At 52.0% G+C, this 16,376-nt stretch carries 10 protein-coding genes; 2 read left to right on the forward strand and 8 right to left on the reverse strand.

Annotated features, from left to right (window positions below; translation table 11 throughout):
* The first annotated feature begins 322 nt into the window (after nucleotides 1–322).
* The gene (locus ASO19_RS07365) at nucleotides 323–838 is read left to right on the forward strand and encodes a hypothetical protein (RefSeq protein WP_146046929.1); all 516 of its coding nucleotides are present in this window, start codon (nucleotides 323–325) and stop codon (nucleotides 836–838) included.
* 113 nt (nucleotides 839–951) lie between these two features.
* Nucleotides 952–1,482, forward strand: coding sequence for a kinetochore Spc7 family protein (locus ASO19_RS07370; RefSeq protein ID WP_143539960.1), 531 nt, complete (start codon nucleotides 952–954; stop codon nucleotides 1,480–1,482).
* Between the two features lie 68 nt (nucleotides 1,483–1,550).
* Here the strand turns inward: ASO19_RS07370 and ASO19_RS07375 are convergent, their stop codons facing one another.
* The 8 genes from ASO19_RS07375 to ASO19_RS09080 form a co-directional block, all read right to left on the reverse strand.
* Nucleotides 1,551–3,371 carry an SUMF1/EgtB/PvdO family nonheme iron enzyme gene (locus ASO19_RS07375; RefSeq protein ID WP_103765710.1) on the reverse strand — a complete coding sequence of 607 codons (1,821 nt, stop codon included), beginning with the start codon at nucleotides 3,369–3,371 and terminating at the stop codon, nucleotides 1,551–1,553.
* A 47-nt stretch (nucleotides 3,372–3,418) separates the two neighbouring features.
* Nucleotides 3,419–4,723 carry an ABC transporter permease family protein gene (locus tag ASO19_RS07380; RefSeq protein WP_103765711.1) on the reverse strand — a complete coding sequence of 435 codons (1,305 nt, stop codon included), beginning with the start codon at nucleotides 4,721–4,723 and terminating at the stop codon, nucleotides 3,419–3,421.
* Nucleotides 4,724–4,760: 37 nt separating this feature from the next.
* Nucleotides 4,761–5,507, reverse strand: a complete 747-nt coding sequence (locus ASO19_RS07385) for an ABC transporter ATP-binding protein (protein WP_103765712.1) — start codon at nucleotides 5,505–5,507, stop codon at nucleotides 4,761–4,763.
* 14 nt (nucleotides 5,508–5,521) lie between these two features.
* On the reverse strand, nucleotides 5,522–7,408 hold the full coding sequence (locus tag ASO19_RS07390; protein ID WP_166651637.1) for a vWA domain-containing protein: 1,887 nt from the start codon (nucleotides 7,406–7,408) through the stop codon (nucleotides 5,522–5,524).
* A gap of 71 nt (nucleotides 7,409–7,479) precedes the next feature.
* Complete coding sequence (locus tag ASO19_RS07395; protein WP_146046930.1) at nucleotides 7,480–8,487, reverse strand: hypothetical protein; 1,008 nt, start codon at nucleotides 8,485–8,487, stop codon at nucleotides 7,480–7,482.
* Nucleotides 8,484–11,126: a virulence factor SrfC family protein gene (locus ASO19_RS07400; protein ID WP_103765713.1), complete on the reverse strand. Its 2,643-nt coding sequence runs from the start codon at nucleotides 11,124–11,126 to the stop codon at nucleotides 8,484–8,486. The genes ASO19_RS07395 and ASO19_RS07400 overlap by 4 nt, the downstream gene beginning before the upstream one ends.
* Nucleotides 11,127–11,174: 48 nt before the next feature.
* On the reverse strand, nucleotides 11,175–14,396 hold the full coding sequence (locus tag ASO19_RS07405; protein ID WP_103765714.1) for a virulence factor SrfB: 3,222 nt from the start codon (nucleotides 14,394–14,396) through the stop codon (nucleotides 11,175–11,177).
* 53 nt (nucleotides 14,397–14,449) lie between these two features.
* Complete coding sequence (locus tag ASO19_RS09080) at nucleotides 14,450–15,016, reverse strand: hypothetical protein (protein WP_143539963.1); 567 nt, start codon at nucleotides 15,014–15,016, stop codon at nucleotides 14,450–14,452.
* Between the last annotated feature and the right edge of the window lie 1,360 nt (nucleotides 15,017–16,376).

A 16,376-nucleotide genomic window follows, 5' to 3' on the forward strand; every position in this document is an offset into this window, starting at 1 on the left:
GCTTTCGTAACTTTCGGCCAGTGGGCTGATTGGTTGCCCAAATCAGAGTTGCCTAGGGAGATACTCTCTCCGTGTTCTTTCTGAATATGGAGGAACGGTATGAAAGGGGGGCACCGGCTTCCGTCGCAAGGATGCCCTCGCCGTAGTGGGTTGTCACTGTTCTTCATTCTTTCAGACTTGTCCAGAGAATTTCTTTCAAGTGTCTGATTCTGCATTTAACCTTCTTTTTAAGTCAAAATATAAAATTTTGTGTTAACATAAAACAATGATAGCATGAGACTGTGCCTGATATTTCAGGAACATTAAAGAAGGATTTCAGAGTATGCGTCGTTCTATTTTTGCGATAACAGCATGTGCCGTTTTTGCGTTTTCGACACAGAGTAGTTATGCAGGATTCTTGAGTGATATCGAAAATGCAGGGACTGCATCCAACGGTGCCGCCATTGGAGGAGTTGCCGGGGGAAAGAAAGGTGCCTTGATTGGTGCCGGTGCTGGCCTGGCCTTTCAGACGTTGCATGCTCAAGCCAAGGGAAATAATGAGCAGCAGAAGGCTGTGGAAAATGGTTTGAACGCTGAAATTGCCACGACCAAGAAAAAGCTGCGTATCGCTCAGGCGAATGTGCAGAAAGCCCAGAAGGCTTATGATGAAGCAGTCGCCAAGAAAAATGGTCTTGAAGGCGATGCTGCGAAAGCCCAGGATCAGGTTATTGCTCGTAAAAATGCTGTTTTGGAAAATGAGAAGCAGCGTGTAGCGGAATATAAGGCAATGGCTAACAAACTGCAGCAGACCAAGAGCGATGCGCTTGCAAAGTCTAATGCTCAGAATAATGGCGATTAATATTTGAAATTATATATCTTGAAGGGAGCATATATTTATATGCTCCCTTTCTTGATAGAACGCCTAGTATATTATTTTTACTAGGCGTTTTTCTGTATGAAAGGGGGTATGTTATGATTGTTAAGGTATCAAAGAGACGCTCATTGTATGTATCTCTCTCAACAGCATCTCTTATGCTGTTTTTGGCTGGTTGCTCAGCAGCAGATTGTGACCCGAATAAACAGGATGAAATGTTTACCCAGATGGCTTGTTCGTTTGGGGGAGGCTACCAGAAAAGAACAAAGGCTTTGACAAATGAGCGTAGCGTGCAGGAACAGGCTGTTCAGATACAAGATGCTCATCTAATGTCCATCAATCAGCAGATTGCCGTACTACGTCAGGAAATGGCGCAGCTACAACAGAAGATTGCTAAGGAAAAAGCGCAGCGTGATGATCTTCTTAGACAGGAGGCTTCCCTGCAGCAGCAGTATGATCAGGCAAAAGCTGATGGCGATTCCGATAAAATGAAAGAGTTGATCGAAAAAATCAGGAATGTGTCTCAGATAAAGAGTCATTTCGATTATAGCATTAAAATAGATAATGCAGCATATGCTTCTAAAGTTGACGAACTCAACAAGAAATCTGCTGAAACTCATTCACTTTAAAATATTTTAAATTGTTTTTGCTAGTTTTATGGAAGCACAGGGATATGAAGTATCCCTGTGCTTTTTCCTTATCTGTTATAATAATGCATATGAGCCGCCTGTTCTATTTTTGTAATAATATCCCGCTCAGCATCGAGGGATTTACCGGAGGATATGTCTTTTGTATTTTGTATGGCTATGTCTAGCCAGTCGAGGCGCCTGGAAAGGGGAAGGTCTTTATAATTATTTTTGAGATTGTTTACTATGATGGTCTTGGCATCCTCTAGACGGGTATCCCTTTGGCTATTACGGGATACTGTTTTTAACAGGCCGAGGTAAGCGTTCACTGTATCATCAAGCGAAACCTGTTCTGTCGAGATGGAGGTTTTATAGATGCTCAGATTGGGGTTACGGGCATTGTCAGGATCATTGACGAAAGCCGTATAATTGACAATATCAATCCTGTTCGAGGCGATCTGCTTGCTGAGTGTCAACAGAGTAGTCAGGTTGGCGACAGCGCTATCCAGGTCAGCTTGGTTACGTTCTGCATTGGCCTGATTTTGTGCCTCCCGTGCAGCCTCCATAGCCTGGTTCAATTGGGTAAGACGGGCTTGTAGCTCAGCTTTGTTCTGGTCACTTTGGCTCAGGGCAGACTGAAGGTTTTTGAGAGCATCGTTTTCGTTGGCATGCTCTTCTTTGACTTTGCTGGTATCAGCGTTGGCAGCATCATTGACCAGCGCAGCGAACCCTTTTTGTGCTTTCAAAGCTTCCTGTAGGCTATTCATTGTCATGGCACCGATGACAACACGGAACCCGACCTCAGGAGCACGCTTTGCGTCTCCATTGTCGTCATAAGGGGCAAATTCCGCACGATAAGCGCTGGAAATGTCTCTGGCGGAATTCAGGACACTGCCTCCGAAAACTTGCGTCCCGCCTGTAAGTCCCTGGTTCCAGTAATGCAGGTAAGCCCTCATCTGGTAGGGTGTAAGAACCATCTCACTGACATTGCCGACTATATCGTACAGGGAGAGGGGATTGGCTATATTGAGTGATCCAATCGGTTTGGGGATGACGCCATGATCGGTAGAAATCCCCTGACTGCTGCCAACAATGCAATCATCAATCTGATTCTGGCAATCGCTGCCCGGTTGTGGCCAAGGGGCAGGTTGTGTGTTCAGGGAACTGTTCTTGATCCCTCCACTAGCGGCAAAAACCCATTCAGCATCAGTTGGCAGGCGAATAAAGCCGGGCTTGTCTCCTCGCTTCGGCAGACGGTCAGGAGCATTCTTCATGAGCCAGCTCGTCCATTTCTCTGCAAACTGCTGTGCTTCCAGGAAGGAGATATTGCTGGCAGGAAAATTCCTGCGCTGAGGGGGAGGAGCCCCCTGACCTTCCATGACAAGTTTATATTGCGCCGCGGTTACCTCATATTTTCCGATATAGTAGACAGGATGCTGATTTTTATCAGTAAAGGGAGCGGCAAGATTGGCTTCATGTATGAAAAGGTTATAGCCATTGCTATGGGAGGCCTGAGTACTTTTCAAATCCATGGCCTGGCCAATTGTGATCCGCCGGTTTGCCATGAAAGCGGCATCTCCTGTGCTGGCTGATGTAGGTTGTACTTCAACACGGCGAAAAACCATGGCCCCTCCGCAGGGCATGGGAAGAACCAGTTCCTCGGCATCGGAATCTGGTGAAGGCTTGGGGTCATAGATGGCTTTGTTCCAGCTGATCTGTGCTGGAGTGGAGGTTGTGCACTGTGCCCGTGCTGTGTGGCTGGAGAGACCTGTACAGAGCAGGGCTGACAGGACAAAGACGGGCGCTGATGGGCGAAGTTGAGCCATGATGCGCAGGGATGGTTTTCGGAATGCTAAAAATTCTGTTGCTGTAGTGAAATGTAAATAAGACATTGGTGGTCCTTTGCTTATAAAGGCATGTCAACCATGATGACAGGCTGTCAGGAGTTGCATATGCCTTGCCATGGTGAAACCCGGTGCAGGGAGCGTGTTGTTGCCCAGGCCATGATGGTCGATCCTGGGATAATATAAGCAACTAGCTGCAAGGCAAAGGCGATTGTAATATTTATGGAGGATGCTGACGTTTCGTCTTGTAGAAACGTGTTGTGAAGTATGCGATTCATGGGCCAGCTTAATCCCCAGGCTATGCAAAAGGCGAGGCAGGTTCCTCCAGTGGCCAGGAGAATGGTCTGCACGACAGGGATGATACGAGCGTTATTCAGTCCAAGAAATGTCAGGCTTGCGAGATGGAATTTCTTTCGTTCAGTTTTCGCTGCGATGGCCGTACCCAAAGTAACGGCAAAGCCTATGGCCCCGATATAAGCCATGAGATGAAAAAGATGTGTTGTTTGCTGATTGATATTAAGAATGGTTTTAACACGGGGAAGCTCGCTGGTTATGCTTAACCCCTGATGTGTCAGATCTCTGTCCAATGTGATGACGTCAGATAGTGAACGCGCGTAAAGTCTGAAACCGGGCCATGTTGCCTTTGGTGTACGTGCTTTCAGGAAATCAGCTGCTTTTTGTTCGCCCAGGGTCAGGGCTTCCTGCCAGGAGGAGAGGTTGGTGTTCTCGCGCCATTCTTCGGCCGCTTGCGCTACAGGAAGTGACACGAATAGCTGGAAGCGGGATGTAACGGTCTCGTCTGCGATAGCAGCAACGTTTAATTGTATGCGAGCCATTTTTGCAGCGCCTGCGGCATGTCGGTCAATGAGCATGACGAAGGTGTCCCCGGGTTGAAGGTGCATGTGTTCTGCCAGATGGGCGGACATGACAACCGGGATATCTGGAGATGAAATCTGCGCATGTAATTTTGCCAGGCGCATTTCAATTCTCTTTCCCAGAAGAGGATCTCCGGGAGAGGATGGAAGGAGTTCGGCGTCTGTTCCCTCGAATACTGACGTTGTGTTGGTTGCCTGTAACCGTACGCTTGCGGCGAGTGTGCGTGTTTTGGGAAGGAGAAAGGTCACTCTCTTGTCGGTTCTCAAGGCCTCCAGTTGTTGTTCGGAGTAAGGATAATTTCGGGCGCTTGAAATTTCCAATGCCGAGGGGTCGTGCAGCAGAGTCTGTTGCATATGATCAACGAGACCTGCCTTCAATCCTGCAAGGAGCAACATGGGCAGCAGAGTACTGGCAAGACCACTTACAATACACAGGGCAAGTATTTTATTGGAAAAAAGGTCCCGCCAGGCTAGATGACAGGCAAGAAGAAGGTGACGAAAGTGCGTGTGACCCCGGGACGGCATGAGCGTTTCCTTTAGAGAAAGTTATATATGAAAATTGTTAATTGTGGATGATAGTTTTATTCCCTTTCATCTGAGCCTGAACCAGTGAAAATTCGGCCTTCTGTAGGGCGTCTATGTCATGACTTACTACAATGACGCCGGCGTTTTGTGTTTCTGCATAATTGCGTAGTAGATCCAGGACGATCGCAGCCTGGGAAGGGTGAAGGGGAGCTGTTGGTTCATCAGCCAGAAGGATAGGGGGTGTGTGAATTAAGGCACGTGCGATGGCAACACGCTGCCTTTGACCGACAGATAATTGAGAGGGCAGTTTTTCAAGGCAGGATATGATCCCGAGCCGCTCGGCAAGCATGTCGATGTGCCCAGCACCCTGCCCGGAGGAGGGAGTTTCCAGCACATTCAAAGCGAGGGCAATATTTTCGCGCGCTGTCAGGAACGGCAGAAGGCCGCCGGTTTGCGGAATGAAACCGACATGCTCGGCCCGTAATGTAGTGAATAGCCGTTCACGCTTGCGGTTTGTGGTGTGTGACCCGGGTGAAAGATAAGGGGCGAGCTGCCTCTCGAGCAAAGAGAGGCAACGAACTTTTGTTGGAAGAAGGGCGAGCGAAAGTAGACCTAGCAGTGTACTTTTCCCGCATCCTGATGGTCCGATAACCCCGAGGCATGTTCTCTTGTGCAGTGTCAATGAGGGGATCTCGAGCGTAAAATCCCCCCCCGGTGCCTGCCAGGTCAAGGCTTCGGCGTGGAGAAGGGGGGGATCGGCAGGGCAGCTTCCACTCTGAACCATGGTTGGGGCCGTGTTCAAGGCAAGTCATCCAACCCTACGGAATAAACTTTTTCATCCTCATCATTGCCCCCGTTGATGGAATGCCAGCCGTCCGTATCACTTTCATAAAGCTTGTAGCGTTCAATAAGCGCACGCAGGTCGCTGAGTATGGCGTCCTGTTCCCCGGCGCTCAGGCTATTCCAGCGCTCCTGGGTGAGTTGGGCAATCCGAGACCGATAGGGAAGGCCATTCAGATATTCCGGCAGCAGGCTGCCCAGTGTTCCATGGGCGGCATCGCCATCATGTGAGAGGGCATCCGGATTACGGGCCGAGGCTGCGAAGGCAAATTGCAGCCGCTGGAAAAATTGCTCGGGAGCCAGCTGGCTTTGTTCACCCTGGTCCAGAATGGTTTCAAGCGAAGAGGCGAGATTGCTCATTTCATTTCGCTTCATCAACAAATTGACGCGCAAGGCAGTTTTATTGCTGACAGGATCGGTGCTTGCAACATAGCCTTCGATCATGGGCGGAAGGCTGGCATTGTCACGTTGGCCTATGTAGCGCAGACGCATGGCCTGCTCTACAATGGCCATGCGGTCATTGGAGGGGCCCTCAGGTGTTGTTTGGCTGCCATGTTGACCGGAAATGTGACTTGCCTGGGTCAGAATCGCCTGTGTCAGTTGTCGGACAACGAGGTTGAAATCATTCGTCAGATTATCGGATGTACCATTACCGACGGGATAATAGAGACTGGACGTATTCGGGAATGCCGAGAGAGTTCGGTATTGCGCTTCTGCCCGGTCAGTATCGTTGAACTTTTTCCCGGCGGGTGTGTGAAGATGGATCACGAAGAGGGCAATATCGTGTTTTTCGGCCAAACGGTTGAGGTCGGTGATGCCAAGGTGGGTTGAACTTAGAGGGTTGTGTTCATCGCGGGCACCGGCATCGGTTACCAGAATGATATAGCGGCCTTGCATGGAGGACCAGTCAATATCCGTTATGGCAGTTTTCAGGCCAGCGATGGGGTCTTCGTCGAAGCCGAAGGAGGAGACATGTGCTTCGTTGACGGAAGCGATCTGACTGGTGATGGCATCGCTCGATTGGGTGAAATCGGGAGTTGCAAAAATTTTTGAGGCATATTCAAGTCTGGGATCATCCTTTCTGGACTGATCCCTGAAGCCTACAAGCCCGAAACGGAAATTGTGTCCCAGGGGAGCGTTGTTGATCTGTGAGACAATGTCATTGATGGCATTGCGAGTTTGCTCGATGTAAGGCTGCATGCTCTGTGTCGTATCAATGACAAAGACCAGACCTGCGCGGAATGGGGGTGCTGCGTCGCTTTTCTGTTCGTGGGGGGGAGGCAAGGTGGCCCCGGCGACGTGCATCAGCATGGCACCGGTATAATCGGGCTCGCTATTATGTGCGTCCAGGATGGGCAGCAGATAAAAATGTTTTTTCTGATCAATCCAGGCATCAGGTTCCAGTGCGGCAGCCTGGCTGTTGGGAGGCTGGTGATCTCCGGCGCTGAGGATGGCCCGGGCATCGGCGGCAGGGTCATTCCCATTCAGCAGATTCTCTTCGGCCTGCCGGGTGCTCATGAAGATGGCGCGCGATCGACCTGCCAGCGGAGCAAACTGGGCATTCAGGCGATGATTCCAGCTGAGTGTCTGGGATGCCTTGATCCAGCCATTGGGATGATCTTTCGTACTGCCAATCTGAAGTTTGTCATTCGCCCTGGCAAAGACGTAATAGGCCAGAAATCCTGGAGAAGGGGTGCCCTGTTCGGTGTGTTCATCTGGCGTGATGATGGCCCCAGGCTGTGTAAGTATTTGCTGATAAAGAGTGCCCCCTGCCCTTTGCAGCAAAGGAGCGGCAAAGCCGTGCTGCCCGGTGAGGGCGATTATTCCGCACAGGGTGGACCCCATCAGTCTTGTGATGATCCTGGCTTTTTTGGAAGAAAAGGAGAACAGCGTGCTGGCAGAAAGAAATGTTGGGGTCATCGTGCGTATTCCTGAAGGGTGAAAGCGGCCTCCTGGTCGCCATTTTCGGCTTTCTTGCGAAGGGCTGCGAGCAGGCTGTCCCGTTCACTGCGAACGTCCTGATTTCCTGCGAGAAGGGCCTCGCGGTAGTAGCGTGCTGCCTCCCGGGGATTGGGCTGAGGAATGGGGCCGTCGGTACGGAACCTGGCAGGATCATACAGCTCTCCCATTCTCTGGAGGGAGACCGGGTCATGTTTGGTTGCTGCATACCCAAGCAGCCGCAGTCCTGCGTCACCCTGGCCTGCACGGATACGTCGCCACCCCTCCTGACCAATGGCAGCCGGGGTGACCAGCTGCTTGACGGCATCTGCCGGACTCATGTTTTGGTAAGCAGGCGTTGCGAGAAAAGATGGTTTGTGAAACCAGAACCATCCTCCTGCCGTGGCAAGACAGAGTGCGATCACTGCCCCCCCTGCCGGGATGAGCAGTCCCTTCTTCCTGGAGGAGGAAGGCGTTTTATCCATCGCTTGCGTTGTCTCGGGTGCATCCTCCGGCTTTTTGTCTTCAGGCGTCCCGTCGGCAGGATGCTGGGTGGCCGTTGCATCAGGTGGTGGAAAAGGCACGGCTTCGGGGGGGGCGGCAGGAGGCGGAGAGAAGGCTGCCTGTTGTTGGGATTGCTCTTCTTCTGTCTCCGATGCCATTTGCAGGATTTGTGAAGCCGTCTGGGGCTGTCTGTTCGCAGGGAAGCCAACCCAGTCGATTTCTGCTTCTGTTATGCCGAGCGCCGGAATACTGACAGCGGAAGCGGCCAGCGGGTCAATGCAGGCTTCGGCCTGCTTGCGCGGAAGAAGGGCAATGACCATATGCCCGTCGTGCGAGATTATTGGGCAATCCGGCAGGAATGTGTCGTCAACCTGCACAGTGACGTTCTGTTGCGTCGAGACGTCACCCGATGCAATGACCAGGCCAAGAGTCATCTCTGCTTGTAATGGAATGGCTTTGTCGGCAAGGGTAATTTGATTCATCTGTTTATGTCTTTCCTGTTATCATGTGCATTGTCGAGCCTGCTCAGTGTCTCCAGGTACTGGCCCAGCTTGGCATTCTCCTCCACGTCATACTGCGGACCGGCTTCCTGGAAACGGGCCTTCAATGCGGTGACCCAGTCCAGGAGGAAAAGTACGCCGCTATTGCCTATGTTCGGAAGATCTGGATAGAGCTTCCCGGCTGGATCTTCGGGAAGAAGGAAGATTGGCATACCCGTTTCTTTACGAACCGGCCGGTTTGCTGGGGCGTCCTTTTTGTCAACGGGGGGATATCCGAGCCATGTCACAAAATTGCTGATGGTCTCGGCTGTAAGGATTCCAGGTTTTTCGCCATTCTGGACAAGCTTGCTGACATTTTTACATGTGTTGCGCAAAATGTTGGCAATGTCTCCAGCTAGATTGTTCGTTTCAGCCAACTTGAAAAGTTGTGCCAGGAAAGGCGAGAAGGCATCGTTGTTGACATGAAGCCAGTTTCGTTCCCTTTCGGTATTCATGTTGTCAGAAGAGAATTTTTCCCGGCAATGGTCTTCCCAATATTTTAGGATATGTGCGGCGAAACGGTCAAAATCATCTTCCTCTGGTGCAGCGTCAGCGGACACGTTTTTCTCGGCTGGAGAGGGTGAGAGGAGACTTTCAAGTAACTGAATTTCCTGGTGAGTGGTCTGCGGTTTGGTTTTGTTGAAGGCAATCCATTCCCGAGTAACAAGCTCTGCACTGAGGGAGAGTTGCTGGAGCAGTACGCCAAACCGTCCTTTCTGGGCGAGAGGGAGGCAGGTTGCCCTGATGAAATTATCCACGGAGCGCTCTGCTTCGGCGTGAACGGCTTCCTGCGAATTGTCAAAGTAGAATTTCTTCCCTGTCTCCTGCAGGTTCTGGAGTATCCTGCGCAGCTTCAGATACAGCTTGCTGGTCTTGATATCTTTTTCTGCGAGAGGAAGGAGACGCTCGGCAAGATAGCTGACACCGCCATCATTGGGCTTGAGTACGGCATCGAAGGCTTTGTCATGGTTCCTGATGTAGGTTCTGACTTTTGCTGAACTGTCGTACCCTGTTTTGAGGCTTGGCAGCCGGCTCTTGAAGCCAGGGAGCATGGTAGTTTCATTTTTCTGGGCATCGCGATCGTAGATCGTATCCCCATAGGTGGGGGAGCGCAGCCATTGGATGTTATTGAATATTGGCTGGGCGGGTTCCCACGCATTAAGCCAGGGAGAGTTTTTGAAATAATTGATGATAGAAGCATCGAGCCGCGTGTCCCAGCGTTCAACTCCATCATCTGGCCGTCCTGGCGTGGAGGCTAATGCCGTGTCGAATTTGGTCAGGATGATAAATAAGGAGTTATCCTGGGTGCTGCGCTCTTCTGGCGTAGCGCCAATGGTCGTGTTGACCCAACCATCAATCATCGCCGGCAGGCTAACGACCTCCTGGTTACTGTCGCCAATACATAACAGGACAGATGTCAGGTCATTGTTGCTCTTATAGAGGTGGAACAGATAGTCGACCTTCCCGCGGAGAAAAAGCTCGGGGATGTTCGTGGCCTTGCTGAGTGATGGATATTCCCCACGGGATCGCGCTCCGGGGAAGTCAAGTAAATCGATCCGCTTTTTCTGGAACTCCCACCGTGCTGCCTTCAAGGGGAGAATAAGCTCTGAGATGAGGGCCGCTGCAACGTCACGCCCCATTCCAACCAGTTTTCCACTGGGGGATTTCAGGGCGGTATTCATGCTGGCTCCCGGACCCCACAGGGTTTCAACATTCAGTATGCTGCCATTATTGGGGGCGTTCAGGGCATCGGGATTACAAAAAGCCAGTTCATCCCTGTCGAGACTGAAGCGGGCTTTGAGCAGTTTGTGCGCATAATCGGTGAAAGGCGAGTTCGGACCACCCCATAATGGAGAAAGAGCTTTTATGGCTGTATCGAGATCAAATGAAGATATGTTCTCTGCGAGAAAAGCCCAATATTCATTATCAGTCCCGTCTGATGAAAATGGCGTATAGCTTTTTTCAGAGAGGAACGAGCTGTTAAAATAATCCTGCAATGCTTCAACATCATTTTTCGTAAAAAATGGTTCCTGCTGCGGATCGTTTTTTTCACGTGGGATGATGTTTTTTATGGTTTCAAGTATGTCAGTGGTTTTAACAGCATCTTCGGTAAGCTTGAAGTCCCTGAAATAGGTATTCCCTAAAATACAGACCACATCTCTTGCCGAGAGCAGTTTGACGCAAATCGGTGTGTCCGCACCCACGTTTGTGGGGAGGGAGGGAGGGGTTACGGTAAAGCGGGAGACAAGACCGGAGGATTCCTTACCGCCTGGCGGGTTGATTTCCCTCAGAAAGTCCAGCTGGTGGTCAGTTGAAAAGTCGATGATGAGGGGGCCGGTCTCGGGAGAGGTCAGGGCGCCGGTCAGGAAGGATTTTCCCGCCTGGGAGGCTCCATAAACGGCAATTGTCTGGGGTGCATCAGCGGTGTGATCGATTGCCTGCGCAGCACGCAGGCAAGCACGCACCTCTCTCCCTTCCCTTGCATGAGGCTTGTTGTGCTCCATCCAGGCAGAAAGGGTTTCTGCAGTGGTGGCAAGTGCTGAAGATACGCGCTTCAGGGCGTCGGGAGATATGGCATCCATGGCGTAGACTTTCTTGGGGCGGTGAGGGAGGCTGGGAGATAGGGTGGATCAGACTGTTGATTGGTCTTGGATGGTTGTCAGGTGTATGGCGCCGGTGTCACGCCAGTGTCCCTGGGGGGTGAGGGTTGTCTGTAGTGTTGCGCTGATGAAGTCTCTGGCTGGCACTTTTATGGGAGGGCCATCATGAGTGATGGGTTGGCCTTCAATTTCCGTGATGACCAGATTTTCACAGAGCTCTTTCCGTTCAGCTTCGCTGGTGGAGGGGGTTCTGGTGCGGGAGAGTGTAAGGGACAGGGGGCTGTTAAGGTCAATGCGCCGCTGCTGAAGGAAATCCCGTCCTGCGGATGTCAGGGCAAGATTGTAGAATGGACTGCTGGGAAAGTCCTTGTTGGGGAGCTGTTTTGTCCCGAGTATCATGCTGCCTTCGAATGTATCGATCTTTATTTCCAGCTTGTCTTCCGCTGTGACATTCGAGAGGTCGTAAGCGATAGGGGATCCGTTTTCCTCTTGAGGGTTGAAGAGACGGATGATTGTTCCTTCGTTGATTTTCATGTTGCCAATGAAATGCGCCGTTGATTTTTCATATCTGGTTTTGGAGGCCAATTTGAAATTGCCAATCTCCGCACGGCAAGCCTTCTTCCAGATGACGGCGCCCATCACGACAGTACTTTTGGGATCTCCAATCCGGTTGCTGCTGTCAGAGAAAGGATAGTCACCAGTAATCACATAGTTATGCATGGGAATGACACGCCGCGGAGCTACGGGCAGAGCGCTCAGGATCAGGCTGCAGACATGTGGCAGTTTGGAAGGTCTGCCGGAAAGCAGGAGGGCATCGCAGCCATAGGCCTGAACAATACTGCACAGTATCTGCAGGGGTTGGCCCAGCCTTCTGGTAATAATACCTTCCATGTCCTCGGTTGTTACATGTATGCTGGCATCCAGAGGGTCGAAAATATCTTCGTTGGCAGCTTGCGTGTCATCGTTCTGGTCAAGAAATCTGGTCAGAGCGGAAGAGGAAGGCGTGCCGTGAATGGAAAGATGTTTTTTGAGGGCTGCCCTGAAATAATCACGTGTGCGTTCGGCGGCTTTCGGAGAAATCTGGTGAAGCTCGTGCAAGCGGCCTGTTATCAGCTCTCCTGAGAAGAACGTTTCCACATTTTCGTAGGCATTAATGATGCTCAGTGCGACAGGTTCAAGAATTGTGGAAATGAAAAGCTGTCGCTGCGTTGCCTCCTGAATGGTTGAGTCTGCGGCACCCAGTTTGAACAGGGTATTAAAAAAAGCTCGTGGCTCAGGAATATGATATGTTCTGAAATGATTCATGAAGGCCGTGATAATTGGCCCTGAAATTATGTCTTCAAGCAGGTCATCACCCGCAATGCGCAGACTCTCGCGGAAGAGCTGATGCGGGTGGAGCATTTCTTCATGTTTGTTGCGCCGATAATCGCACACCATGAGGTCTGTTGTCCCTCCGCCGATATCAAGGCTGGCGATGCGGAGGCGTTCTTTGCCATCGGAGGAGGCAGCATGGCCATAGAGATGGAAAAATTCGTCAACACTGCCGCCCATCTTGTTGTTTATTTCATTCTCCAACCAGACAAGCTGAGTGGCTGTTGCCTCATCTATGCTGCATTCAAGCTCAGGTGGCTGTGTGTAGGCGTCCCCAAATTGTTTCCATGTTTCCTGCTGCCTGGTGCTCTCCCAGGCCATGGTGAGGGCCGTCCGGGCACGTTTGGTAAGGATGCGGCGCTCAGCCAGAGGCATGCCGGGCGGGAAAGCCAGTACAAGGGAACGCAGCCGGCGTGGTGTCCGGCTTTGCTCGCGACTTTCGCGTTCCTGCGGGGAGTTCATGAAGGCTATGGCCTGCAGGATGAGCTCATTGAGCATGAGGATGGAAATCTCGCTTTTGGATAGCTGACAGACTTTCACTTTTCTGGCGGCTGTTATGTCCGGTCCCGCATTGGCACCATCGTATAGCTCTTCCTTCAAATCAGTGCTGAATGTTGTGATGCCCCGTTCGTTCTGCCGCATCAGGATTTCATGAAGTTTGCTTCGGAATGAGCCTGATACCCGTGGGTTTTGGGCGGGATGGGGGGGAATGGCTTCCGCGCTGGTGAGAGCATCATTGAAATACCATCCCTGAGATGTAGGAGTGCGATCCCAAAGGTAGCGTTTGGGGGAAGCGAGGCCGGAAAAGCCTTCGGTTCCTTCCCGAGCGGCCATCATTTCTTCGGCCTCTCCGCCTACCCGGACAGGAGAGGGCCAGAGGAATGCATCATCGCGCCCAGATTCCCGGGAAAGCCGGACATCTCCAAATGTTATGTTGCTGAATTCGATCCGGCTTGAGAAAAGCCCGGAATGGATGGTCTGTGGAGCACGCAAATCCCGGAGGCCAAGCACACGGCAGTTGCCGAACCGGCCATTTTTGGAGAGTGCCTGATCGGCGTTCTGCTCGATAAGGATACCGCTGCTTCTGGAGTTCCCCAGGTCCAGGACGAGATCGACATCGATTGGTTTTGTTGCATTGTCAACAAACTTGATGACAGGCAGGTCTTTATCGGCGGTAAGCCCCTGCAGCAAGGCCAGATAGGCAGCAAGAGCTGTAAGGCGGTGATCCAGATCTCCAGGCCGTGGAGGCGGCGGTGTATCATCATCAAAGGAAGGCAGATACGCTTTCACGCTCTCAGCCTGGGCGGCAAAGATGATATTCTGGACCCAGTGATTGACACTCAGCCAATCTTTGATCCTGGTGAGGGGGGGCAGTGCGTAGGTTGCTGCTCCGTTGTCATCCGGCTTGGGGCCGTTGTAGATGGGATTGCCTTCTGGGTCCTTGGAGGGGGTACGCTCCATCGTGGTATCGATGACAATTTCCATGAAGAATTGTTTTGTTGTCGAATCTTTTTTGAGACGACCACGAATCCAGTTGGAAGGGCCGCCCTGGAGGTCAACTATGTCTGTTGGATCTTCTGTGCTGGAAGGTCTCTTCTGGGAGTCACTATCGCTGAACGTGTTCAGCCAGGGCAGTGGAATCCAGCGCCCCTCAAAGAGTTTTGCAACGGTTCCTTCGAGGTTCAGGAAAATTTCTTCGCCTTCAACCCGTTTTCCTGCCGAGTTGCGAGTGATGACCAGAGTTTCCTGCTCTTTTGAGGCAGGGTTGGAGACAAGACTGAAGATATAGTCCTGTTCTACCCGCTCACGGAATGAAGCCAGGTCGAAATGAAGGGTAGTAAACTGCAACAGGCTGTCAGGAACGAGAAGAAGTTCTGTCATGATAAAAACCCAAAATCGGATAAGGAATGGACGGGTTTGGAAGGGAGTGCCTTTTACAACGAGGTAGCAGGAGGAGGAGAGCTGCCGCCATCAGGCAAAGACTGCGTTCCTGGGTGGGGTGCATGATCCCCGTCGATTGGTGCCTGCGGGGCCTGATCGGGGGCAGGGGAAGGAGCCTGACCAGCACCCTGGTCCTGCGTACCGGCCGGGGGTTCGGGCAGGGTGAAATTGAAGCTCTGCCGGTCGTTATCGGTGCGGGCTTCTGCGTTGTATTCTTGGACGGGCTGCCCGTCTTCATAGACGGTCACATGGTATGGGACAGGCTCGCCGTTGGAGCGCATGTGATAAGGGATGACCCTGATGCTGTACGTACCGGGCTGTGGACGGACCGGCCAGGTGATATGCTCGATGGGATGCTGTACGATGGGAGAGGTCGGCGTTCCCACGTTGGCGTCCACGTCCAGCACGCCTCCCTGTGATGCACGCTTGGAGAAGCTGATTTCCTGACCGGCAGGAGGTTGGACATGCAGGTCTAGGTCGCTGGGGTCGTTCCAGGCCAGAGAGATTTCCAGAGCTCCCTTGTTGCCTCCCCGGCTGCGTGCTGTCTGAAGGTCATTCATGGCAGTCTGTCTGTGTGGTGCGTCAAGGGGCACTGCTGTGTGAACAGGGGCGGCAGGGGGTGCCAAAGGAGTGTGGACAGGGAGCTGACCGTTACTGCAAGCACCTCCGATGGAGGAGGATACTCCATTAATGCTGCCAAGGCCGGGAGGGGCAGACAGGTGCCGTGCAGAAAAGAGCCCCATGAGCAAGGTGCCCAGAAGCCATAAGAGCAGGAGGAGGCCCAGCAGAACGAACCCCCACCGCCAGAAACGTCGCATCCAGAGCCCCAGGCCGATAAGAAGTGACGCAAGAAGCGCCCAGCCCAGTCCGACTCCCCACAAGGCAGGCCCCAGAGATGTGCTCAGGGCAAGGAGGAGGAGGAGAAAAAGGGGAAGACCGAATGTCAGGGCGGGGAACCAGTGCCAGGCCGGAAAGAGGGCCAGCCATCGTGTGTACCACACGCGGTACCATGGAAGGATGACAAGTCTTTCTTGCGTAAAAGTGTGGCTGCTGGTGAACCTCTGGGAGGTTCTTTGCTGACTGGTGGTCTGGTCATTGGATGCTGATGCATGGGGGGAAGAGGGCCGGGATGCCGGCTCTTCGGAAGTGGTTTTTTCTTCTGGTTCAGGGCGGGGCTCGGGGTCGGGCGCTGCTGAGGGAACGTCGGGAAGGGTTTTACCCTGCAGGTTGCCTTTGGCCAGCATGCCGGAAATTGCACGATGCCCCCAAGCCGTAAGAATGAGCCCATGGGGGTTATAATACAGGTTGTCGATGTTGGGGATTGTTAGGGCTGTTGGAAGTAGGGATACGATATCCGGGTCGATGTTGCGGCCACTATTCTGTTTCGCCCATTGGATGATGTAGTCGCGGGTCTGTGTATAAATCTGGTTGATCTGGCTCTGTTTTTCCGGGGGGATGGGAGAGCATGCAGGGCCATACCAATCTATGGTGCCATCGGCAGGGTTGCCAAAAGGTTGTGCCAGGGAAAGATGCTGGGCTTTGGGAAACTGTTGAGCATATGCCTGCAGAACATCCTGGATATCTTCCCAGAGCTCCGTGACGGGCTGGCCTTGCACCCGCAAGGTTTCAAATTGGCCATTTCGTGTAGTTTTAATGCGTGAAAAAGGCATATGGAGGGGCTTCTCGGTGTAGGGACGTTGATAATCTTCCAAGACAGATCATGTCATAATATTGTTGTGTTGTTAACTTTGCAATGGATGGCATGAGTTTCCCCTGTGGAGAAAGTGGTCATGACGAGATTGACATGTTCTGTTTTTTTACAAAAAAGTGAAGTTATTTTATATTTTCTTTATGAGACCTTCTATGCTCTTGGAGCTGTCAAGTCCTTAGAGAGGAAGAGACGTACCTGTCTGGCACTGC

This window comes from Parasaccharibacter apium (assembly GCF_002917995.1).
Classification (GTDB): domain Bacteria; phylum Pseudomonadota; class Alphaproteobacteria; order Acetobacterales; family Acetobacteraceae; genus Bombella; species Bombella apis.

What these genes read in the sequence shown, in the direction of transcription:
- ASO19_RS07385 (WP_103765712.1), bottom strand. Translation starts at nt 5,507, where the DNA reads ATGGTTCAGAGTGGAAGCTGCCCTGCCGATCCCCCCCTTCTCCACGCC.
- ASO19_RS07380 (WP_103765711.1), bottom strand. Translation starts at nt 4,723, where the DNA reads ATGCCGTCCCGGGGTCACACGCACTTTCGTCACCTTCTTCTTGCCTGT.
- ASO19_RS07370 (WP_143539960.1), top strand. Translation starts at nt 952, where the DNA reads ATGATTGTTAAGGTATCAAAGAGACGCTCATTGTATGTATCTCTCTCA.
- ASO19_RS07405 (WP_103765714.1), bottom strand. Translation starts at nt 14,396, where the DNA reads ATGACAGAACTTCTTCTCGTTCCTGACAGCCTGTTGCAGTTTACTACC.
- ASO19_RS07400 (WP_103765713.1), bottom strand. Translation starts at nt 11,126, where the DNA reads ATGGATGCCATATCTCCCGACGCCCTGAAGCGCGTATCTTCAGCACTT.
- ASO19_RS07395 (WP_146046930.1), bottom strand. Translation starts at nt 8,487, where the DNA reads ATGAATCAAATTACCCTTGCCGACAAAGCCATTCCATTACAAGCAGAG.
- ASO19_RS07390 (WP_166651637.1), bottom strand. Translation starts at nt 7,408, where the DNA reads ATGGGGTCCACCCTGTGCGGAATAATCGCCCTCACCGGGCAGCACGGC.
- ASO19_RS07375 (WP_103765710.1), bottom strand. Translation starts at nt 3,371, where the DNA reads ATGTCTTATTTACATTTCACTACAGCAACAGAATTTTTAGCATTCCGA.
- ASO19_RS07365 (WP_146046929.1), top strand. Translation starts at nt 323, where the DNA reads ATGCGTCGTTCTATTTTTGCGATAACAGCATGTGCCGTTTTTGCGTTT.
- ASO19_RS09080 (WP_143539963.1), bottom strand. Translation starts at nt 15,016, where the DNA reads ATGAATGACCTTCAGACAGCACGCAGCCGGGGAGGCAACAAGGGAGCT.